The organism is Amycolatopsis dendrobii, assembly GCF_014145675.1.
GTDB classification, from domain to species: domain Bacteria; phylum Actinomycetota; class Actinomycetes; order Mycobacteriales; family Pseudonocardiaceae; genus Amycolatopsis; species Amycolatopsis dendrobii.
On record NZ_JACGZW010000002.1, the window covers coordinates 716,942 to 738,793 of the forward strand.

At 69.6% G+C, this 21,852-nt stretch carries 18 protein-coding genes and 1 pseudogene; 11 read left to right on the forward strand and 8 right to left on the reverse strand.

Going from position 1 to position 21,852, the window contains the following annotated elements; all coding sequences use genetic code 11:
• Positions 1–144 precede the first annotated feature (144 nt).
• The 3 genes from H4281_RS07435 to H4281_RS07445 all read left to right on the forward strand — a co-directional run bounded on the left by H4281_RS07435 (position 145) and on the right by H4281_RS07445 (position 5,188).
• Positions 145–2,946, forward strand: coding sequence for a type 1 periplasmic-binding domain-containing protein (locus H4281_RS07435; RefSeq protein ID WP_182890079.1), 2,802 nt, complete (start codon positions 145–147; stop codon positions 2,944–2,946).
• Positions 2,947–3,113: 167 nt separating this feature from the next.
• Complete coding sequence (locus tag H4281_RS07440; RefSeq protein WP_182890080.1) at positions 3,114–3,662, forward strand: DUF3761 domain-containing protein; 549 nt, start codon at positions 3,114–3,116, stop codon at positions 3,660–3,662.
• A 119-nt stretch (positions 3,663–3,781) separates the two neighbouring features.
• Positions 3,782–5,188: an MFS transporter gene (locus H4281_RS07445; RefSeq protein ID WP_446680383.1), complete on the forward strand. Its 1,407-nt coding sequence runs from the start codon at positions 3,782–3,784 to the stop codon at positions 5,186–5,188.
• On the opposite strand, the gene H4281_RS07450 is transcribed toward H4281_RS07445, so the two are convergent.
• From H4281_RS07450 to H4281_RS07465, 4 genes are all read right to left on the reverse strand, one after another.
• On the reverse strand, positions 5,185–6,747 hold the full coding sequence (locus H4281_RS07450; RefSeq protein ID WP_182890081.1) for an acetolactate synthase large subunit: 1,563 nt from the start codon (positions 6,745–6,747) through the stop codon (positions 5,185–5,187). The two genes, H4281_RS07445 and H4281_RS07450, sit on opposite strands and share 4 nt — an antisense overlap.
• A gap of 5 nt (positions 6,748–6,752) precedes the next feature.
• Positions 6,753–8,138 carry an FAD-binding oxidoreductase gene (locus H4281_RS07455; protein ID WP_182890082.1) on the reverse strand — a complete coding sequence of 462 codons (1,386 nt, stop codon included), beginning with the start codon at positions 8,136–8,138 and terminating at the stop codon, positions 6,753–6,755.
• An 877-nt stretch (positions 8,139–9,015) separates the two neighbouring features.
• The gene (locus tag H4281_RS07460; RefSeq protein WP_009082826.1) at positions 9,016–9,516 is read right to left on the reverse strand and encodes a DUF3830 family protein; all 501 of its coding nucleotides are present in this window, start codon (positions 9,514–9,516) and stop codon (positions 9,016–9,018) included.
• A 3-nt stretch (positions 9,517–9,519) separates the two neighbouring features.
• The gene (locus H4281_RS07465) at positions 9,520–10,776 is read right to left on the reverse strand and encodes an aspartate aminotransferase family protein (RefSeq protein WP_182890083.1); all 1,257 of its coding nucleotides are present in this window, start codon (positions 10,774–10,776) and stop codon (positions 9,520–9,522) included.
• A 93-nt stretch (positions 10,777–10,869) separates the two neighbouring features.
• Here H4281_RS07465 and H4281_RS07470 point away from each other — a divergent pair, with 93 nt between their 5' ends.
• The 4 genes from H4281_RS07470 (at position 10,870) to H4281_RS07485 (ending at position 14,471) form a co-directional block, all read left to right on the forward strand.
• On the forward strand, positions 10,870–12,333 hold the full coding sequence (locus H4281_RS07470) for an NAD-dependent succinate-semialdehyde dehydrogenase (RefSeq protein WP_182890084.1): 1,464 nt from the start codon (positions 10,870–10,872) through the stop codon (positions 12,331–12,333).
• Positions 12,330–13,385, forward strand: coding sequence for a tartrate dehydrogenase (locus H4281_RS07475; protein ID WP_182890085.1), 1,056 nt, complete (start codon positions 12,330–12,332; stop codon positions 13,383–13,385). The genes H4281_RS07470 and H4281_RS07475 overlap by 4 nt, the downstream gene beginning before the upstream one ends.
• A gap of 70 nt (positions 13,386–13,455) precedes the next feature.
• Positions 13,456–13,923, forward strand: a complete 468-nt coding sequence (locus H4281_RS07480; RefSeq protein ID WP_182890086.1) for a DUF4262 domain-containing protein — start codon at positions 13,456–13,458, stop codon at positions 13,921–13,923.
• Positions 13,924–13,976: 53 nt separating this feature from the next.
• Positions 13,977–14,471 carry a GNAT family N-acetyltransferase gene (locus H4281_RS07485; RefSeq protein WP_182890087.1) on the forward strand — a complete coding sequence of 165 codons (495 nt, stop codon included), beginning with the start codon at positions 13,977–13,979 and terminating at the stop codon, positions 14,469–14,471.
• 341 nt (positions 14,472–14,812) lie between these two features.
• Here the strand turns inward: H4281_RS07485 and H4281_RS07490 are convergent, their stop codons facing one another.
• Genes H4281_RS07490 through H4281_RS07500 form a run of 3 tightly spaced genes read right to left on the reverse strand, consistent with a single transcriptional unit; the run spans position 14,813 to position 17,015 of the window.
• Entirely contained in the window at positions 14,813–15,499 is a 687-nt protein-coding gene (locus H4281_RS07490; protein WP_182890088.1) for a GntR family transcriptional regulator, read from the reverse strand.
• Between the two features lie 3 nt (positions 15,500–15,502).
• Positions 15,503–16,228, reverse strand: a complete 726-nt coding sequence (locus H4281_RS07495; protein WP_182890089.1) for a maleate cis-trans isomerase family protein — start codon at positions 16,226–16,228, stop codon at positions 15,503–15,505.
• A gap of 46 nt (positions 16,229–16,274) precedes the next feature.
• Positions 16,275–17,015: a maleate cis-trans isomerase family protein gene (locus tag H4281_RS07500; RefSeq protein ID WP_182890090.1), complete on the reverse strand. Its 741-nt coding sequence runs from the start codon at positions 17,013–17,015 to the stop codon at positions 16,275–16,277.
• 161 nt (positions 17,016–17,176) lie between these two features.
• On the opposite strand from H4281_RS07500, the gene H4281_RS07505 reads away from it, so the two are divergent.
• From H4281_RS07505 to H4281_RS07515, 3 genes are all read left to right on the forward strand, one after another.
• Positions 17,177–18,124 carry a D-2-hydroxyacid dehydrogenase gene (locus tag H4281_RS07505; protein ID WP_220506781.1) on the forward strand — a complete coding sequence of 316 codons (948 nt, stop codon included), beginning with the start codon at positions 17,177–17,179 and terminating at the stop codon, positions 18,122–18,124.
• A complete protein-coding gene (locus H4281_RS07510) occupies positions 18,106–19,488 on the forward strand; it encodes an amidase (RefSeq protein ID WP_182890092.1) in 1,383 nt (460 codons plus the stop codon). The genes H4281_RS07505 and H4281_RS07510 overlap by 19 nt, the downstream gene beginning before the upstream one ends.
• A 61-nt stretch (positions 19,489–19,549) precedes the next feature.
• Complete coding sequence (locus H4281_RS07515; RefSeq protein WP_182890093.1) at positions 19,550–20,035, forward strand: MaoC family dehydratase; 486 nt, start codon at positions 19,550–19,552, stop codon at positions 20,033–20,035.
• On the opposite strand, the gene H4281_RS07520 is transcribed toward H4281_RS07515, so the two are convergent.
• Positions 19,992–21,221: an MFS transporter gene (locus H4281_RS07520; RefSeq protein ID WP_182890094.1), complete on the reverse strand. Its 1,230-nt coding sequence runs from the start codon at positions 21,219–21,221 to the stop codon at positions 19,992–19,994. The two genes, H4281_RS07515 and H4281_RS07520, sit on opposite strands and share 44 nt — an antisense overlap.
• An 85-nt stretch (positions 21,222–21,306) precedes the next feature.
• On the opposite strand from H4281_RS07520, the pseudogene H4281_RS46530 reads away from it, so the two are divergent.
• A pseudogene (locus H4281_RS46530) lies at positions 21,307–21,792 on the forward strand (aldo/keto reductase); the annotation flags it as partial.
• Between the last annotated feature and the right edge of the window lie 60 nt (positions 21,793–21,852).

Sequence of the window (21,852 nt, forward strand, 5' to 3'; positions counted from 1 at the left end):
TAGCTGAGCGCAACCGCGCGTCCAGCGAACGGCTGAACCCCGGCCACCCGAACGGCCGCACGCGGTCCGGAACAAATCGAATAACCCTTGCCATGTCGGCATAAATCCGGGACCCCTCCCGGCCGCCGCATGGGATACTTCGGCATGGACCAGACGGTGGCCGTCGCGGGGGAGCAGCTCGCGTTCGCTGGTGCGGATCGGCTCGTCAAGCTGATCGGGGCGCTTTATCAGCGGCCCCGCGTCGGCGACCGGCCGCGGGAATTGCGGGACGACGGAGAATGGCGTCCCGGTTATCACCGAGAACGTGCCGAGCGGCGCGGGCTCCCGATGGTGTGCCTCGTAGGAGAGGCGCGCGAGGGGGTGCTCGAAGAGCTGGGTTCGCGGTTGCAGAACGCGAAACCGGCGGGCACCGTGCGTTCCGTTTATTTCTCGCTTGCCGACCGGCCGGACGTCGACACGCCGGGCAAAGCGACCGAGGCGAGCGTCGAGGTGGTGCGCGATCTTCTGTGGCGCGTCCGCAACACCCTCGTCCGCAGCGGCCGCACGCGCGAAAGCCGGTTGCGGTTCCGGCTGTTCACGTTGGTCGACCAGCTCATGGCGAAGCAGTTTCCGGACGACGACACCGATCCCGAACGCACGTTGCTGCGCGAGTTGCAGGAGAACGGCCTGCTGATCCGGTTCCGCTCGGCTATCGAGAGCGTCAGCCGCGAACTGGTGCCGCAGCATCCGACCTGGCGGTTTCCGTTGCTGCTGCTGCGCTGGCTGACGATCGGCACCTTCCGGATCGCTGTCACCGGGCGCGTCCCCGGGCTGTCCGGACGGTATCGCTGGTTCCTGCGCCAGCCGCATCTCGCCCCGGAGATGTCGGGCAGCTTCGTTCGCTTCGCGATGCGGCTCACCGACGGCGAATGGCAGAAGGAATCGCCTCAGTACGTCGCTCGGCTGCTGGTCAACGCGTTCCTGGAGGACCTGCGGCGCGAGTACCGGCTGCGGCCGTGGCAGTTCTGGCGGCGTCGCCGGATGACGTATCCGGTGCTGCTGCTCGACGAGGTCGGCCCGGCCAACGGCGGTTACCGGCTGCTGGAGCTGATCAACGAAGTCCGCAACCAGGTCGGACTCTTCGACCCACTGCTCGTGGTCAGCGCGAGCCAGGCGCCGCCGCCGGATGCCGCGCCGAGCGAGGACCGGCCGAAGTACCACGCCGCCGACGCCGCCGACGCGTACCGGGTGTGGCAGAACCGGCTCGGCGCGGACCGCCGCGCCCGCCGCCCCACCGCGTGGTACCTGCCGATCGGGCTCGACGCACCGCAGACCGAGACCGAAAAAACCGAGGTGCGCAAGCGAATGCTGGCCCTCGGCGAGCATTACGACCTGTCCGGCGGACGCGGACGGGCGGCGTGGTGGACGACGCGCTGGGTGCGGGCCGGGGTGCCCGCGGTCGTGCTCGCGCTGGTCGCCGGGTTCGCCGTCGTGCGCTATCAGTCCTTTCTGGACAGTCACTGCGGCACGTCGAGCGAGTGGCTGACCCGGGTGGACGACCAGTGCGTCGGGGTGTCCGACGGCACCTTCACGCTGTTCTCCCCGGTCGACAAGGAGGGGACGATCCAGCAGGTCGAGGCGGTGATCGCGGACCAGAACCGGCGGGCAGAGGAACTGCACCAGCAGCATCCGGAACGGCCGTACATCACGCTGGTCGACCTGGAGGCGCTGACGTCGTCGAACGACACCGCCGAAGGGCTCACCGCGGAACGGGAATCGCTGGAGGGGTTCGCGGTCGCGCAGTCGCGGCAACTCGACGCGACCGCCGCGGCCGAACCGATCGTGCGCATGCTGATCGCCAACGGAGGCAGGGGAATGCTCCAGGGCGCTGCGGTCGCGAGGACGCTGCTGGAAATGGCGAAACAGGACCCCAGCATCGTCGGCGTGGTCGGACTCGACATGAGCAGCCGCCCGACCTCCGACACGATCCGCGCGCTGGCCGACGCGGGCATTCCGGTGGTCGCCGCGACGCTCACCGCCGATCAGCTCGCGGACCAGAACCCGATCTACTACCAGGTCGCGCCCCAGAACCGCCGGGAAGCCGCGGTGGCCGCGGCGTTCGCCGCCCAGCGCCCCGGCCCCCGGTCGCTCCGCGTCTACTACCCCGACGACGACACCGATTACTACAGCACGAACCTCCGCGACGATGTGCTGACCTCGTTCAAACACGCGGGTTTCACCGTCGAGGCACGCGCGTTCGAACCGAACAGCGGAGACGCGAAGGCCCCGTCCGGCAACCGGACTGTCGGCAAGGCCGGGGCAGCCGGACGGGACATCTGCTCCTACGACGGCTTCGCGTTCTTCGCCGGCCGGGGCGTCCCGGACTTCGGCGAATTCCTCGCCGGAGCCGCGCAATGCGGCAGCAAAGCGACGATCATCGGCGACGACGACGTCTCCCGTTACGTCGCGAATTCCGTTTCGCGGGAAGGCAATCGCGCGTTGTCCTACTACTATCTCGCGCTAGCGAGCGCCCCGGCGACGCCCGCGAAAGGCCTCGCGCGGGACTTCTACACCACGCTCAACGCCAAGTTCGCCTTCGAGCACACGGAAAAAGGCCGATCGTTCGACGGTCACGCCGCGCTGTCCTACGACGCCGCATTGGTGATGATCACCGCGACCGCGTACCTGCGCGAGACGTCAACGAACATCCCGGTAACGCCCGGCGCGGTATGGCGCGAGATCGCCGCGATTCACACCTCGCGGCCGGACGCCAACCAGACCAACAAATACATCGAAGGAGTCAGCGGAACCATCGACTACGGCGGAGACATCGGCAGGCACGTCCCGCAGGACAAACCCCTCGCGGTACTGCGCGTCCAAGGCGGCGAGGTCGACCCGGAACTGCAGGGCTTCTGCGGCAAGGCGGTCTTCCGGGCGCCGGATCCGTGGTGTCCCGCGGACGGCTGAACCGCGGGCGGTCGGCCAAATGCCCGCGGCGGTTTTCCGCGGGCCGGCGTAGCCGTTTTGTCTCGCCGCGTTCAGGCGATGCCCTGCGGGTGCGCAGGCGGCCGCTGTAACAGTTTTCCGCGGCTTCTCGACCTCTCCGATTACCTGGATCGTGAGGGAGGTTCCGCATGTGGCGAAAACTGGGGATGGCTCTGGCCGCGGGTGTTCTGGTCGCCGGGTGCGGAGCGGCAACCGCGCCGGCGGAAGACCCGGCTTCGGTCGTGCCGAGCGACTACTCGCCGTCGACCACGTACAGCGAGCCGGACACGTACTCCGAAACCTCGACGACGTCGGTCACGTCGCCGGAGACCACGCAGCAGCAGTTCGCGCCGCCCACGACCGCGGCGAAACCCAAGGCCGCGCCGAAAACCCCGGCCGCGCCGGAGATCCAGGCGCCCACGTTCGACGTGCCGACGTTCGAGGTACCCACATTCCAGGTGCCCGATCAGGCCGCTCCGCCGTACCAGGCTGCGCCTTCGGCACAGCCAACGACCCCGGATCCCGTGCCCGCCGACTGCGGCCCCGGCTACTACCGCAACTCCTCGGGAACCTGCGTCCACAATCCGTCTTCGAACCCTTCGGGAGCGACCGCGCTCTGCAACGACGGCACCTACAGCTACAGCCAGCACCGTTCCGGCACCTGCTCCGGCCACGGCGGCGTCAAACAGTGGCTCTGACCCAACCCGGCATTGGGCCAAACGGACCATCCCGGTAAGTCGGATCGATCACGAACCGCCCGTTCCTCCCGTCCCGACCGGTAGCGTGCGAATCCGGTACGGCATACGGGACGGGGGACGTGGTGGCGCGGGCGGGTTCGGGGCCGATCATCGTGGTGCTCGCGTCGTGCGGGCTGGTCGCTTCGTTCATGCAGACGCTGGTCATCCCGTTGATCCCGGCGTTCCCGAGACTGCTCGACACCACGCCGACGGACGCGTCGTGGGTCATCACCGTCACGCTGCTGGCCGCTGCGGTGTGCACGCCGGTCGCCGGGCGGCTCGGCGATCTCTACGGCAAGCGTCGCGTGTTGCTGGTGAGCCTGGCGGTGCTGATCGCCGGGTCCGTGGTCTCTGCGCTCACCAGTTCGCTCGCGCTGATGATCGTCGGCCGCGGGTTGCAGGGCTGCGCGATGGGCGTCATTCCGCTCGGCATCAGCATCATGCGCGACGAACTGCCGCCGGAACGCGTGAGCGGCGCGATTTCGCTGATGAGCGCGACGCTCGGCGTCGGCGGTGCGATCGGGTTGCCGGTCGCGGCGATCGTGGCCGAGCACGCGGACTGGCACGTTCTGTTCTGGGGCGCGGCCGGGCTCGGACTCGGGTGTGCACTGCTGATCCTGCGGTTCGTGCCGGAATCGCCGGTCCGCACGCCCGCGCCGTTCGATTTCCTCGGCACGCTCGGGTTGATCGTCGGCCTCACCAGCCTGTTGCTGCCGATCGTGAAGGGCGGCGAGTGGGGCTGGGGCAGTCCGGCGACGCTCGGGTTCGCCGCGACGGCCGCGGTCGTTCTCGCGGCGTGGGGCTGGTATCAGCTGCGTCGTCGCGACCCGCTGGTCGATCTGCGCGTTTCGGCGCGGCGGCCGGTGTTGTTCACGAACCTCGCGTCGGTCCTCGTCGGCTTCGCGATGTACGCGATGTCGTTGTCGTTCCCGCAGTTGCTGCAGGCGCCTTCGGCCACCGGCTACGGTCTCGGGCTCAGCATGGTGGAAGCCGGGCTGTGCCTCGCGCCGAACGGCCTGGTCATGATGGCGCTGTCCCCGGTCTCCGCGCGGCTGACCAACCGCTACGGCGCGCGTGTCACGCTCATGACCGGCGCGATCGTGATCGCGGTCGGCTACGTCTTCGCGATTTTCCTGATGGCCAACGCGGTCGAGCTGATCATCGCGTCGGTGATCATCGGGGCTGGCGTCGGAATCGCTTACGCCGCTATGCCAGCGCTGATCATGAGCGCGGTGCCGGTCACCGAAACCGCGTCGGCGAACGGGCTGAACTCGCTCATGCGGTCCGTCGGCACCTCGACGTCCAGTGCCGTGATGGCCACGATGCTCGCCCACCTGACAATCACCGTCGGCTCGTTCACCGTGCCCTCGCTCGCGGGTTTCCGCGCCACGTTCGCGGTCGCCGCGGTGGCGGCGGCGGCCGGGCTGGCGTTGACCGCGGTGGTGCCGCGGTTCCGTCCCGCCAGCCCGGAACTCGCCCGCGTCTAGAGCAGCGGCGGAACGGCCGCGTCGATCAGGTGCGGCCCCGGTTCGGCGATCGCGCGCCGGAACTGTTCGGCCAGTTCTTCCGCGGTCGTCGCCCGGGTCGCCGGGACGCCCATGCCCTCGGCGATCTTCACGAAGTCCAGGTCCGGACGGCCGATGTCCAGCAGGTCCTTCGCGCGCGGCCCGTCTCCGGCCGCGCCGACCCGCTGCAGTTCCATCCGGAGGATCGCGTACGCGTTGTTGTTGAGCACCACTGTGGTGACGTCGAGGTTCTCGCGCGCTTGCGTCCACAGCGCGGAGATCGTGTACATCGCGCTGCCGTCGGATTCGAGGTTGACCACGGGCCGCTGCGGAGCCGCGATCGCCGCGCCGACGGCCACCGGCATGCCGTAGCCGATCGCGCCGCCGGTCAGGGTCAGCACGTCGTGCCGCGGCGCGCCCGCGGTCGCGGCGGGGAGCATGAGCCCGGACGTGTTCGCCTCGTCCACGATGATCGCGTTCTCCGGCAGCAGCGCGCCGATGACGTCGACCCAGTTCTGCGGGGTGAGCGGACCGGCGGGCAGTGCCGGCCGCCCGGCCTCCTGCAAGACCGGCTCGGTGTCCGCGGCCACCAGCGCGGCGACCGCTTCCAGCGCGGCGGAGACGTCCTGGCCCGCCGTGGCGAGGACGTGGACGTCGGCGCCTTCCGGGGTCAGCTCGCTCGGCATGCCGGGGTAGGCGAAGAACGACACCGGCGCCCTCGTGCCCGCGACGATCAGGTGCTTGATCCCGTCCAGCTGGTATTTGACGTGCTCGGCGAGATAACCCAGCCGTTCGATGGCGGGCAGCCCGGCGCCGCGCTCCAGCCGCGCAGGGAACGTTTCGGCGAACGCCTTCACCCCGGTCGCGGCCGCGATCCGGCTGGTCGCGCGCAAACCCGCTTCGCGGCAAGCGGATCCGCCGATCAGCAACGCCACCGGCTCGCCGCCGCGCAGCAGGTCCGCGATCTTCTGCACGGTCGTCGAATCGACCGTCTGCGGCACGCGCGGCGGAATCGGCTCGCACGTTTCGCCGCCCTCGCCCCACGACGCGTCGGCGGGAAGGATCAGGGTCGCGACCCGGCCCGGTGCGTCCTGTGCCGCCGCGACCGCCGCCGCGGCGTCCGCGCCGACATCCTTCGTGTGCCCGGACCGGCGCACCCAGCCTTCGAGCGAGCCCGCGATGGCGTCGATGTCCGACTCCAGCGGAGCGTCGTACTGCTTGTGATACGTGGCGTGGTCGCCGATCACGTTGACCACCGGCGTGTGCGCGCGCCGCGCGTTGTGCAGGTTCGCCAGGCCGTTCCCGAGCCCGGGGCCGAGGTGCAGCAGCGTCGCGGCGGGCTTGCCCGCGACCCGCGCGTACCCGTCCGCGGCACCGGTCACGACGCCCTCGAACAGCGCGAGCACGCCGCGCATCTCCGGCACCGAATCGAGCGCGGCGACGAAATGCATTTCCGACGTGCCGGGGTTGGAGAAGCACACGTCGACCCCGCTGTCGACGAGCGTGCGGATGAGGGACTGGGCGCCGTTGAGCGTGCTCACTGTGCTCACTTTCCGGTTTGCGCGAACAGAACGCCGGGGTTCAGGATCCCGGCCGGGTCGAAGCTTTCCTTGACCCGGCGCAGCAGATCGAGCTTCGCCGGGTCCTCGAGTTTGGCGTAGTACTTCGTCTTGGTGCGGCCGAGTCCGTGCTCGCCGGAGATCGCGCCGCCCAATTCATAGGCGTAACCGAAGATGTCGGTCAGCAGTTGCGAGCGCGTGTCCGGGTCCTTGCAGAAGATCGCCAGGTGGACGTTGCCGTCGCCGGCGTGCCCGCAGCCGATCGCGCCGCCGCCGGTGGCCATCGCCAGCTCGCGGGCCTTGTCCAGGAACCGCGGCATCGCGGTCCGCGGCACCACCACGTCGATCACGTCGTCCGCGCCCGCGGCTTTGGCGTTCCAGAAGGCTTTTTCGCGGGCTTCGATGAGCTTGCGCGCGGCACCGCCTTCGAGCACGTACGCATCGGCAGCGCCGAGTTCGACCAGCAGTTCGCCGAGCGCTTCGACGTCCTCGCCGAGCCGGTCGGCCACCCGGTTTTCCAGCGCCACGGCCAGATACGCCTGGGTCCGGTCGCGGATTTCCGCCGGAACGCCCAGTTCGAGCTTGTCGTTGTAGACCATCGCGGCCATCGTCATGTTGTCGATGTACTCGAGGATCTGCGGGGCGAGACCGCTCGCGGCGATCTTCGGCACGGCCGCCATGACCTGGGCGAAATCGTCGAACGGGGCGAGCACCGTCGCGCCGTGCGGCAGCCGCGGCTGCAGTTTCACGATCACCTCGGTCACCAGCGCGAGCGTGCCCTCCGAGCCGATGATCAGCTGGGTGAGGTCGTAGCCGCTGGAGATCTTCGACATCCGGCCGCCGACGCGGATGATCTCGCCGGTCGCGAGCACCGCCTGGAGGCCGGAGACGTTGCCGCGGGTGATGCCGTAGCGGATCGCGCGCATGCCGCCGGCGTTGGTGCCGACGGTGCCGCCGACGCTCGCGCTCAGTTCGCCGGGATAAACGGGGTAGGTGAGGCCGTGTTCGGCGGTCTTCGCGTCGAGTTCGGCCAGCGTGACGCCCGGCTGGACGACGGCGACGTGGTTGCCGGTGTCGATCTCGAGCACCGAGTTCATCCGCTCGAACGAGACGACCAGCCCGCCTTCGACCGGACGCGCCGCGGCGGACAGCCCGCTGCCGGACCCGCGCGCGGTCACCGGGATGCCCTCGGCGGCGGCGATCTTCAGCAGCTCGGAGACCTCTTCGGCAGTGGCAGGCTTCGCGACGTACGCCGGTTTCTGGCCTGGCGTGCTGAGCGCCTCGTCGTGCGCGTAGTCGTCGGAGATCGCGTCACCGGTCAGCAGGTTCCCCGCTCCGACGGCCCCTGCCAGCTGTGTTGCGATCTCGCTCATGCCACTCCCTCGTGCGCGCGCGTACGTCGTGGCCGAAGCCTAGCCGTTCTGCCGCCGGACTGGCCATGAATAAGTTTCACGTTAGCGCACGCGGGCACGAAAAAGGCCACGCCGCGCGCGTGGCCAGGAAGGGGGGAGAACCCAAGCAGGGACCGGCCCGCGCCAACAGGCCGGCCCCTGGGTTAATCCTCGGTGCCGGTCAGACGAGCCAGCCGAGCACGTGCGCCAGGTGCGCGAGCAGACCCGAGATCAGGTCGTGGCCGTGGTGCACGTGCTGGGTGAACATCTGCATTGAGGGGCTCCTTGTTCGGATTGTTCTTCCTTGGTGCTCTCGCGAGGAGCCATCGCAGATTTCCACCGGCGCTGCCGCGGTGTCAAAACGCGGTTTTCCCTGTGCTGGCAAGGGATCGGCGGCCGAAGAATCTTCCCATGTTAAACATGTAAGGCTTTCGGGTTTGTCGCCGGGGGTGCATTGTGGACTCTTCGCCACGGTTCGTAGCGAACCCCGGCTCCGATCACCCTGGGTAGCAGACGCGCACTGCGGCAACCGGGCGGCGCGGCCCCTCGAAACGGTGAATGCGAAGCCACGATTGGTGAGTTGCCGAGGTTCACACCGCTGGGTGATCAACAGGGCTGAATCCCTTGTCCGGCGGCGAATATCGGGTCCAGATCATGATCGCGGAGGGTCAACCCGGATTCACTCTGGAGGAACATTTTGGCCCGATGGGGGTTTCCCTGCAGCGGGTGCGGAGTCGGCGGTGCGCGAGAGTTCTGCCCTGCCGGTGGCCCGTCTCGGCGGCCGGGGGTCGTGAGTGTTCGTGACGGTTCTAACCGGCATGAACACTCACGACCCCACCTGCGCGATGCCGTCTGACTGTCAGTCCGCCCGCGCGAACGACAGCGTCTCGCCCTCTACGCCGCGCAGCCACAGATCCTGCGCGGCCGCTGCCATCTCGGACAGGCCTTCCTCGATCGTCGCGAACACGTTGCCGGGCACCCAGCCCGCGTCGCCGTTGATCAGCAGGTTGTTGCGTCCGTAGAAAATTGCGAGATCCGTGGCACCCTGGTCGCTGTGCGCCTCGCTGCCTTCGTCGTAGCCGTACGCCGGATTGCCGATTTCCCACGCCTCGAATCCGAAGTAGACGACATCGCCCGGAATCGGGGTGATGGTCGGATTCTCGCGCCCCGGCTTAGGCTCCGCGAAGGGCGGCACGAGCGTGTAAACCTCGTTGCGCGCGTACTTCGCGTGATAGGCCGAACCGCTCTGCGGCAGCGCGTCCCACACCGCCTTGCAGGTGCGCGGTGCTTCGTCGTCGAGCAGCCGGGCGCGACAGGTGACGCCGCGCTTGTCGAGGCTGATGGTGATGTAGCGCGCCATGCCTCAGCTCCCCGTGACCGACGTGACGACCTCGCCCCAGATGCGCAGGGCGTCGTCGACCTGTTCCGCGTTGACGACCAGCGGCGGCACCATGCGCACGACGTTCGAGTACGCACCACAGGTGAGCAGCAGCAGTCCGCTCTTCGCGGCTGCCTGCTGCGCGGCCTGCGCGGTGGCCGTGTCCGGTTCGCCGTCCGCGGTAGTGAACTCGGTGCCCACGAGGAGCCCGAGACCGCGTACGTCGCCGATAGCCGGCGTCTTGTCCGCGATGACGCGCGCGCCCTCGAGAAGCTGACGGCCACGCTCCGCGGCGTTCTCGACCAAGCCTTCGTCCTGGATGACGTCGAGCGTCGCGATCGCCGCCGCGCACGACACCGCGTTGCCGCCGTACGTGCCGCCTTGCGAACCCGGGTACGCCTTCGCCATCAGCTCTTCCGAAGCGGCGATGCCCGACAGCGGGAAGCCGCTCGCGAGGCCCTTCGCGATCAGCACGACGTCCGGGTGGACGTCGAAGTGGTCGTGGCCCCAGAACTTGCCGGTGCGGCCGAACCCGGCCTGCACCTCGTCGAGCACCAGCAGGATGCCGTGCCGGTCGGCGCGCTCGCGCAGCCCGGCCATGAACTCGGTGTTGGCCGGGACGTAGCCGCCCTCGCCGAGCACCGGCTCGATGAAGAACGCGGCCGTCTCGTTCGGCGCGGAGACGGTCTGGAAGAGATAGTCCAGCTCGCGCAAGGCGAACTTCGTCGCCGTCTCCTCGTCCCAGCCGTAGTGGTAGGCGTAGGGGAACGGCGCGACGTGCACGCCGGACATCAGCGGCGAGATGCCCGCACTGAACCGCGTGCCCGAGGTGGTCATGGACGCCGCGGCGACCGTGCGGCCGTGGAAACCGCCCTGGAACACGATGACGTTCGGCCGCTTCGTCGCCTGCCGGGCCAGCCGCAGCGCGGCCTCGACGGCCTCGCTGCCGGAGTTCGCGTAGAAGAGCGAATCGAGCCCGGACGGCAGCACCTCGCCGAGCTTGCGGGTCAGTTCGAGCAGCGGCTGGTGCATCACCGTCGTGTACTGGCCGTGCACGAGCTTGCCGATCTGCTCGCGCGCGGCTTCGACGACGCGCGGGTGACAGTGCCCGGTGCTGGTCACCCCGATGCCCGCGGTGAAGTCGAGGTGACGTTTCCCGTCCACGTCGTAGAGGTAAACCCCTTCACCGTGGTCGACGACGACGGGCGTTGCCTGCTTGAGCAGCGGGGAAAGCTGGGCCATGCGGCGCCCTCCTGGGTGCGGGTGGAGACGGTTGTCGATTGTTGACAATATCCATAGCATGAGTTCGGGACAACAGGAACAGGAGCGAGCTGGATGAGCGGGATCACCGAGAACGGCGTCGTGGACGCGGTCGGCAAGGAACTCTTCATCGGCGGCAAGTGGGTCGCCGCGCGCAGCGGGAAGACCTTCGACGTGCAGGACCCCTCCACCGGCGAGGTGCTGTGCCAGGTCGCGGACGCCGCACCGGAAGACGGTCTCGCCGCGCTCGACGCGGCGGTCGCGGCGCAAGCCGACTGGGCCGCGGTCGCCCCTCGGGAGCGCGGCGAGATCCTGCGCCGCGCGTACGACAAGCTCATCGAGCGCCGCGACGAGCTGGCCCTGCTGATGACCCTGGAGATGGGCAAGCCACTGGCCGAGGCCGCCGGGGAAATCACTTACGCCGCCGAGTTCTTCCGCTGGTTCGCCGAGGAGGCGGTGCGGATCGACGGCGGCTACGCGGTGGCCCCGAACGGTTCGGGCCGGTTCCTGATCGCGCGCCAGCCGGTCGGTCCGACGCTGCTCATCACGCCGTGGAACTTCCCGATGGCGATGGGCACGCGCAAGATCGGCCCGGCCGTCGCCGCGGGCTGCACGATGGTGATCAAGCCCGCCGCGCAGACGCCGCTGTCGATGCTCGCGCTCACCCAGATCCTCGCCGACGCCGGACTGCCCGAAGGCGTGCTGAACGTCGTCACCACCAAGGACGCCGGCGGCGTGATGGAGCCGCTGATCCGCGACGGCCGCGCGCGCAAGCTGTCCTTCACCGGTTCGACCGGGGTCGGGCGCAAGCTGCTGGAGCAGTGCGCGGAGAAGGTGCTGCGCACGTCGATGGAACTGGGCGGCAACGCGCCGTTCGTCGTGTTCGACGACGCGGACCTGGACGCCGCGGTCGAGGGCGCGATGCAGGCCAAGATGCGCAACATCGGCGAGGCGTGCACCGCGGCCAACCGGTTCTACGTGCAGCGCGGCGTCGCCGAGGAGTTCTCCCGCCGGCTCACCGAGCGGATGCAGGCGCTGCCGATGGGCCGCGGCACCGACGAAGGCGTCGTGGTCGGCCCGCTCATCGACGAGGCCGCGGTGAAGAAGGTGACCGAACTGGTCAAGGACGCCACGGACAAGGGCGCGCGGGTGCTCACCGGCGGCTCGCGGGTCGACGGTCCGGGGCACTTCTACCCGGCGACCGTGCTCACCGACGTGCCGGTGGACGCCCGGCTGGCCAGCGAGGAAATCTTCGGCCCGGTCGCGCCGATCACGCCGTTCGACACCGAGGACGAGGCGGTCGAGAAGGCCAACGACACCGAATTCGGCCTGGTGTCCTACCTGTTCACCAGCGACCTGAAGCGCGCGCTGCGCGTGTCGGAACGCTTGGAGGCCGGGATGATCGGCCTCAACCAGGGCATCGTGTCCAACCCGGCGGCCCCGTTCGGCGGCGTCAAGCAGTCCGGTCTCGGCCGCGAGGGCGGCACGGTCGGCATCGACGAGTTCCTGGAGACCAAGTACATCGCGGTGAGCCTGTGACACACCGGATTGCCAGCATCCCGGGCGACGGGATCGGGGTCGACGTCACGATCGAGGCGCGCCGGGTCCTCGACGCGGCCGCGGACAAGTACGGATTCTCCTTGGAGTGGACCGAATTCGACTGGAGCTGCGAGCGGTACGCGAAGACCGGCGCGATGATGCCGGAGGACGGGGTCGAGCAGCTGTCGGGTTTCGACGGCATCCTGCTCGGCGCCGTCGGCTTCCCCGGCGTCGCGGACCACGTTTCGCTGTGGGGCCTGCTGATCCCGTTGCGGCGGGCGTTCCAGCAGTACGTCAACCTGCGTCCGGTCCGGCTGCTGCCGGGGACGTCCTCGGTGCTGGCCGGGCGGAAGGCCGACGAGCTGGAAATGGTGATCGTCCGGGAGAACTCCGAGGGCGAGTACTCGGCGATCGGCGGACGGCACAACGCCGGGCGGCCGGACGAGTTCGTGCTGCAGGAATCGGTGTTCACCCGGGTCGGGGTGGAACGGATCATCCGGTACGCCTTCGAACTCGCGCGCACGCGGTCTCAGCACGTCACCTCGGCGACGAAGTCCAACGGGCTGATCCACTCGATGCCTTACTGGGACGAGATTTTCGCCGAGGTCGCGGCGCGGTACCCGGACGTCCGCGCGGAACAGTGCCATGTGGACGCGCTCGCCGCGCGGATGGTGCAGGCTCCGGACCGGCTCGACGTGGTGGTGGCGTCGAACCTGTTCGGCGACATCCTGAGCGATCTCGCGGCCGCGATCACCGGCGGACTGGGCATGGCCCCGTCCGGAAACATCAACCCATCAGGTGAGTTTCCGTCGATGTTCGAGGCGGTCCACGGCAGTGCTCCGGACATCGCCGGACAGGGCATCGCGAACCCGGTCGCGCAGATCCTCGCCGCGGCGATGCTGCTCGATCACCTCGGGGAAACCGTTGCCGCACAAGCGATCCGCGCTTCGGTCGACGAGGTGCTGACCGCGGGCGAAACGCTCACCCCCGACCTCGGCGGAACCGCTACCACAACCGCGCTCGGCACCGCGGTGGCCGCTTCGCTCCGCTGATTTTTCGTCGGTGCCGCGCGGTTGACTCTTCCCTGACCCGCCGACGGGTCCCCGAGGGGAGGAGGCGCCGATGTGCCAGAGGTGCGAGGAACCGGGAAGACCGGAGGAGCAGTACCTGATCGAGGTGCTCGACGAGATCAGGGAGAACGGCTGGTGCGTCCAGGGCGTGCTGGGAACGGGTTCCCGGCCGCCCTGGGCGTACACCGCGGGCCTGACCGTGCAGGGCCTGCCCGAGCTGGTCGTCACCGGATTGCTGCCGCACCAGGCGGTGCGGCTGCTCAGCGCCGCGGCCGAAGAGTCGCTGCACACCGGTCCGCCGGTGCCCGGGGAACAGTGGCTGCTGCCCCGGTTGCCCCGGCTGGAAATCGTCCAGCTCAGCGATCCCGCGGCGCACCTGGACATCGCGGTGTGCTGCTATGGCACGGGAATCGAAGCCAGGCAGCTGGTCTACGCCGACTCCGCGGGCTGGTTCCCGTGGTCTCCGCAATACAACTCCGGCCGCGGCGGGCAGCCCGTGCTGGGGGTGCGGCATGGCTGAGTTTTTCCTGCTGTGCCAGGGTTTTCTTCGCTGGTGGCCGGTAAGGTCGAAGCATGCCCGAACTTCTGGCCCCCACTGTCCGCCTGCACCGCCCGTGGCTGGCAGCGCATCGCGAATGGGGACCGGGCTTGCACGAGGACGGGTTCGGCCTGTCCGCGTCGGACCAGGTCGATTCTCCGGCTGGCTTCGCCGCCTGGGTCGCTTCCTTGCCGGGAGCCCACGCCGTCTGCCGCTGGCTGGTCGAGGACGGACAGGTACTCGGCGGAATCGCTCTGCGCACTGGGCCGGCCGAATATGTCGAATGGGCCGGACACCTAGGCTTCGGCATCCGCCCCTCGGCGCGCGGCCGGGGTCTCGCTTCCTGGGCGTTGCGACAGATGCTGCCCGAGGCCCGGCGTCTGGAGTTGCCTCGCGTGCTCTTGGTGTGCGCGGCCGAGAACCTGGCGTCCGCCAGGACGATCGAACGCGCGGGCGGCGTGCTGGAGGAGGTCCGCCAGACTGGCCACGGGCCGGTGCGGCGGTACTGGATCACGCTCGAAGTGCTCTGAGGCGCACCTGCTGTTCGCCATCGCGGAGCGGTGGGGGCCCGGCCTTGAGCTATCGAGACCTCGACGAGAACTCAGCCGTTCCGCTGCTGCTGCTCGCGTTGGCTTGCGGCACTTTCGGTTTCGTGGCGGTGCACCGGTTCGCCCATGAGGAACGGGCCATCGCGCGGTTCGATACCACGGGGATAAGGATCCAAGCCGGGTGCGGAGACACCCGAGCCGCCCCAGGCCAAGCGCGGATTGCGGATGCCCATGCGGTACTCGGGCAGTGCGGCGTGATTTCCGGCGGTGCGCTCTGTGCGGTGCGAGGGTCAAGCGGCAGCCGCCCGAAAATCCCGCCTGCCTCACTCCCCGGCCGCGACTCCGTCCTTCAAACTCCGCCCCGGAAGCAACCGGCTGATCGCGTCCTCCATGTGCGCGTCCAGCAAGTGCAGCGCCGTTTCCTCGTCACCCGACCGAAGGGCTTCAATGATCCTTGTGTGCTCCTCCAGCCGGTCCTCCACGCCCTGATACGTGCTCTGCAGCAGCGTCAGGCACATCCGCGTCTCGATCAGCAGCGTCCGGGCCATGCGCACCAGGCGTTTGCTGCCGGACGCATTGATCAGCGCTTCGTGGAACCGCAGATCGGCCTCCGACAACGCGGCCGGATCGTCCGCCGCGGCAGCCATGTCGGCCACGTTCTGTTCGAGCGTCGTCGCCACCGCCTCGCGGTCTCCGCGGAACGCGCACAGCAGGGCGGCCCGTTCGACCGCCGAGCGGGCGAGGTAGATGTCGAAGACATCCGCCGGTTCGAGGTCGATCACGAACAGGCCGCGGTGGCGTTCGCTGCGCAGCAAACCCTCGGACACGAGGTGCTGCATCGCCTCGCGCAGCGGGCCGCGCGAGACCTGGAAGCGGGCGGCGAGGTCGGTTTCGCCGAGCTGGGTGCCCGGCGGCAGCGCGCCGGTCATGATCGCGTCGCGCAACTGGCGCGCGATCACGGCGGCGGTCGATTCGCGGCTGACCGGTTCTATGTCAGGGAGTGCGACCACGGGTCAGCCCCTCGTCCGGAACAACGCGCCCAGCGAGCGCACCAGCCGGGTCGACCCGGTCAGGCGCAGGCCTTCCCACACGGTCACCTGGTTGGCGGTCAGCACCGGCTTGCCGAGCTTCGCTTCGATGTCGGTGATCTCGCCGAGCGTGCGCATCGCGGTGTCGGGCACCAGAACCGCGTCGGCGTCGGGATGGTCGTGGCTTACCGCGAGGTCCACCACGGCCTCGGGGGCGAGCTGGCCTACCTCGGCGGCGGTGTCGATGTCGGCGCTCGACATCGAGACCACCTCGACGCCGCCCGCGGCGAGGAAGTCCACGAACAGCCGCGCGACGTCGTCGGGGTAGCTCGCGGCCACCGCGACTCGTTGCACGCCAAGGGCTTTCGCCGCGTGCACGAAGGCGAACGACGTGCTCGAAGCCGGGACCCCGGCGACCGCGGCGAGCTGGTCGACCTGGGTGCGCGCGCCGTCCCAGCCGTACACGAAGCTGCCGGACGTGCACGCCCACACCACCGCTTCCGGCTGGTGTTTCGCGAGCAGCCGGGCGCCTTCGGCGAGGCGGGCTTCGCTGCCGAGGTCGAGCAGTTCCGGCACGGCGTGCAGGTCGGTGCCGTAGATGTGCGCGACCGGCAGGCTGATGTCGCCGTCGGAGCCGCCGAGAAGCTGTTCCGCGAGCGGGTAGTCGTCCTCGGCCGCGTGGTCGGGGTAGATGAAGCCGATCGTGGTCACGAAACCTCCGGGATGCGCAAATTGTCGACAATATTAGCGGGACGGGTCAAGACACCTCCCGCAGCCACTGGCCGGGTCCCACGATGGGCAGCTGCATCCGGCGCAGGCAGGCCCACATCGTCAGCTGGTTGGCGGTCAGCACGGGTTTGCCGAGCGCCTTTTCCAGCGGTTCGATCAGATCGAACGTGGGGAGGTTGGTGCAGCTGACGAAGATCGCCTCGGCGTCGCGGTGGTCCGCGGCCAGGATGCGCTCGGCGATGGTGCGGTAGCTGACCTTCCAGATGCCGCCGCCCAGTCCGAGATGGTCGCTCGACACCGTGGTCACGCCGACCTCTCCGAGGAAATCGTGGAGTTTGCCGGTGAGGTCGGCGTCGTAGGGCGTGAGCACCGAGACCCGGTGCAGGTCGAGCTGGTGCAGCACCTCGACGAGGGCTCCGGAGGTGGTGACCGCGTCCGGCGCGCCCGCGTCGCAGATCGCCTTGGTGAGGGAGCGTTCGTAGTCGATGCCGTTCACGAAGCTGCCCGAGGTGCACAGGTACGCGACCACCTCCGGCTCCACGTGCAGCACGTCGCGCGTGGCCGTGGCGAGGTGCCTGCTGTCGCTCACCAGCTGTGCCATCTCCATGCTCACCGGAACCGGTTCGTAGGGGGTGCGGGCGAGATGCAGCGACACCTCCATCGGCACCCAGCGCCACAGTTCGCGCTCGAGCGCGAGGTCGAACGGCGCGATCACGCCGATGCCGCGCTGGGCGAGCGGGCCCTCGAACGCGAGGAAGTCCAGATCCAAGGTTCAGCCTCCGGAATACGCTGTGCCGATGCCCGTCCGGTGCTCCGGGGGTGGTCCTCGGATTGTTGACAATCATACGAGCCACTTTTACCGTGTCAATCGTGATCGCCCCGGAAAACCCCGTACTGGCAGTGCTCTGCGGGGCAGACCATCCACCGGACATGGCCGCTATCGAAGACGCGGCGGTAGTTCGTTACACCGATGAGCGCGGCCTCGCCGATGCGCTGGCCGGTGCCGACGCGCTCTTCGTCTACGATTTCCTGTCCGGAGCCGTCCCCGGCGCCTGGCATGCCGCGGACCGGTTGAAGTGGCTGCACATCGCGAGCGCCGGCGTCGACCCGGTCCTGTTCCCGGGGCTGCGCGAGAGCGACGTCGTGCTCACGAACTCGCGCGGGGTGTTCGACGACGCCATCGCCGAGTACGTGCTCGGCGTCGTGCTGTCGTTCGCCAAGGACTTCGCGCGCTCGCTCGACCTGCAGCGCGCCGGCACGTGGAAGCACCGCGAGACCGAGCGGATCGCCGGGCGGGAGGTGCTGGTGGTGGGCACCGGCCCGATCGGCAGGGCCATCGCGCGGATGCTGCGCGCGGCCGGGATGCGTGTGTCCGGGGCGGGACGGCGGGCAAGGGTCGGGGACCCGGACTTCGGCGTCGTGCACGAATCCGCCGCGCTGACGCGGTATCTGCCCGAGTTCGACTACGTCGTCGCGGTCGCGCCGCTCACCGACCAGACCAAGGGCATGTTCGACGCCGCCGCGTTCGCCGCGATGAAACCGTCCGCGCGGTTCGTCAACGTGGGCCGCGGCGAACTGGTGGTCACCTCCGATCTGATCGCGGCGCTGCAGGCGGGGGAACTCGCCGGCGCCGCGCTCGACGTCTTCGAAACCGAGCCGCTGCCCGCCGAGAGTCCACTGTGGACCATGCCGGACGTCCTGCTGTCCCCGCACATGTCGGGCGATTTCATCGGCTGGCGGCGGACGCTGGTCGAGGTGTTCGCGGGGAACTTCCGGCGCTGGCTCGCCGGGGAACCGCTGTGGAACGTCGTGGACAAACGGCTCGGCTACGTGCCGTCCGAATCGCAGGGAGGCGCCGGATGGGCGACCGGGAATTGACCGCCAGCGAACTCGTCGCCGCCTACGCCACCGGGGAACTGTCGCCGGTCGAGGCGACGAAGAGCGCCCTGCAGAACATCGAGGACCGCGACGGCGAGGTCAATGCCTACTGCCTCGTCGACGCCGAACGCGCGCTCGAACAGGCGAAAGCGGCCGAGGCGCGCTGGCGCGACGGGAATCCGATCGGCGCGCTCGACGGTGTCCCGGCGTCGATCAAGGACATCTTCCTCACCCAGGGCTGGCCGACGCTGCGCGGTTCCACGAGCATCCCGGCCGACCAGCCGTGGGAGGTCGACAGCCCGGTGATGGCGCGGATGCGCGAGGCGGGCCTGGTCGTGCTGGGCAAGACGACCACGCCGGAGATCGCGTGGAAGGGCGTCACCGACAGCGCGCTCGCGGGCATCACGCGCAATCCGGTGAACCCGCGGATGACGGCGGGCGGGTCCAGCGGCGGCAGCGCGGCCGCGGTCGCGGCGGCGATGGGCGAGCTGTCCGTCGGCACCGACGGCGGCGGCTCGATCCGGATTCCCGCGTCGTTCTGCGGAATCGTCGGCATGAAGCCGACCCACGGCCGGGTCCCGCTGTTCCCGGCGAGCCCGTTCGGCCCGCTCGCGCACGCCGGGCCGATGGCGCGCAGCGTGGACGACACGGCGTTGCTGCTGGACGTCCTCGCGCTCCCGGACCACCGCGACCCGACCGGGCTCGCGCCGCCGATCAGCGCGTACCGCGAGGCCGTGCGGCGCGACGTGCGCGGGCTGATCGCCGCGTACTCGCCGGCGCTCGGTTTCGCCGACGTGGACCCGGAAGTCGCGGCGATCGTCCAGTCGGCGGTGCAGTCCCTCGCCGACGCCGGACTGCAGGTGGAGCAGGCCGACCCCGGATTCGCCGATCCGAAGGACGCCTTCGACGTGCTGTGGTCGGCAGGCGCGGCGAAGTCGCTCGAAGCGTTCCCGCCGGGCAGCGAGTCGCGGATCGATCCGGGCCTGCGCCGCGTGTGGGAACAGGGCCGCACCTATTCGGCGGGCGATTATCTCGACGCCACCGCGGAACGCGCCGCGCTCGGCATCCTGATGGGCGAGTTCCACACCCGCTACGACGTGCTGCTCACGCCGACCGTCCCGATCCCGCCGTTCGAGGCAGGCCATGACGTGCCGCCGGGCAGCGGGATGACCGAATGGCCGGAGTGGACGCCGTTCACCTACCCGTTCAACATGACGCAGCAGCCCGCGATCAGCGTCCCGGCCGGACGCACCGAATCGGGCCTCCCGGTCGGCCTGCAGATCGTCGGCCCGCGGCATTCGGACGACCTGGTGCTGGCGGTGGCGAAGCTGCTGGAGGAGGTCCGGCCCTGGGCCGCTCCGTGACGTTCGCCCGGGAGACTCTCGGCACGTTTCCGGGGCGGCTGGCTGTGGCAGGCTGTCGCGTATGACCGAGTTCACCGCGCCCATCGACGACCGCTGGTTCGAGGACTACCCCGAGGGATCGGTGTACGAGTTCGGCGACACGACCGTCACCGAGGCGGAGATCATCGAGTTCGCCGGGAAGTACGACCCGCAGAGCTTCCACGTCGACCCGGTGGCGGCGAAGGAGGGCCCGTTCGGCGGGCTGATCGCGAGCGGCTGGCACACGTCGAGCCTGATGATGCGGATGTTCGCCGACCACTACCTGTCGTCGGTAGCGAGCCTCGGCAGCCCCGGCGTCGACGAGCTGCGCTGGCCGCGCCCGGTGCGGCCGGGGGACCGGCTGCGGATGCGGGCGACCGTCACCGAGGCGCGGCTGTCGAAGTCGAAGCCCGATCGCGGCCTCGTGCGCACCCGGATGGAACTGTTCAACGGCGACGACGAGCTGGTGTTCAGCGCGAGCGCGGTCAACTTCCTGTCGGTGCGGCCGGTGCCGACGGCCGGTTCGTGAGCTGCCGGATCTCGCGGCTGCACAGGGCGAGCCCGGTCGAAACGAGGACCAGCACCCCGCACGCGACGAGCACCGGCTCGCGGCCGAAGTGCTGCACGAGGGGTCCCGCCGCGATCTGCCCGAGCGGCATCGCGGCGAGCGAACCCACCATGTCGTAGGAGTACACGCGGGCGAGCCGGTCGGGCGGGATGTGTTCCTGCAGCGAAACGTCCCACGCGACGCTGAACTGCTCCATCGCGAGTCCGGCCGCCAGCATCGCGATCAGCAGCGGGACGAGCGACGGCCACCAGCCGAGCGTCAGCACCGGCAGCGCGTCCATCGTCACCAGGGCCACCCCGATGAACAGGGCGTGCCGCGGCTGCCAATGCGCGGCGACGATCCCGCCGAGGAACGCGCCCGCGGTCTGCACCGCCAGCACCAGGCCCCAGCCGGACCGTCCGAAGGTCTCGTCCGCGACGACTGGCCCGATGACCGAGAGCGCGCCGAACCCGGCGGCGTTGACGACGCCGAACTGCGCGACCACCGCCCACACCCAGGTGCGGGACCGGAACTCGTGCCACCCGTCGATCAGGTCGGCGATCGGCCTGCTGCCCGATGCCCGTTCGGTCCGCGGCAACCGGACCGCGTGATAGGCGAGCGCGGCGGCGAAGAACAGCAGCGCGTTCAGCGCCAGCGCCCAGCCGGATCCGGTCGCCGCCACCGCGACCCCGGCGACTCCGGCCCCGGCGATGCGGCCGCCGTTGATCAGCAACCGCAGCAGCGCGTTCGACGGCGCGAGCAGTTCCCTCGGCACGGTCTGCGGAGTGATCGCCCCCGCGGCGGGCAGCGACATCGCCGAGACCGCCCCGTTGACCACGCCCAGCGCGACGAGGAACGGGATCGAGGAGAATCCACAAAGGACACTCGCGGCGATGAGCGCCTGGCTGAGCCCGGCCGCGATCTCGGTGCCCTGGAGGATCACCGCGCGCGGCAGCCGGTCCGCGAGGACCCCGCCGAAAAGCAGCAGCAGGACATTCGCCAGCGACCGGGCCCCGACGACCAGCCCGAGATCCACCGCCGACCCGGTGCGGTCGAGCACCGCGAACGCGAGCGCGACCGGAGCGACCGAATTGCCGAAGGTGCCGAGCGTCCGCCCGACGGCGAGGGCACGGAAACTGCGGTGCCGCAACGGCTCCAGGAGGCTCACCGGCCGAGCCTCCCGCGGTTGTCAACCGAATAATCAGCAGCTGAGAGCACTCGCCGCGGCCAGGCGGCGGTGCTGTGCTCGACGCATGCGGACGACGACTCTTGGCCGCAGCGGCCTCGAAGTTTCCCGGATCGCCTTCGGCACCGGCGGGTTCGGCGGGCAGTGGGGCAGCTTCGACGAGGACACCGCGATCGCGGCGATCCGGAGAGCGCACGAACTCGGCATCACCCTCTTCGACACCGCCCGCGCCTACGGCACCGCCGAAACTCTCCTGGGCAAGGCGTTGTGCAGCGAGTTGGACCACCGGCGCGACAGCGTCGTCATCGCGACAAGGGGCGGGACTCATCCCGGTTCCACGCGCATCCGCGATTCGCGTCGAGAATGGCTCACACAAGGGGTGGACGACAGCCTGCGCGCGCTCGGCGTCGACCATCTCGACCTCTAACAGATCCATTGGCCCGATCCGCGGACGCCGGCGGCCGAGGTCGCCGGAACGCTGCAGGAGCTCGTGAACGCGGGCAAGATCCGCCACGCCGGAGTCTCGAACTACGACTCCGTGCAGCTCAGCGCGGTGAACGAGGCAGTGGAAACCGTACCGGTGCTCCTACCACCTCTTCCGCCGCGGCGCGGA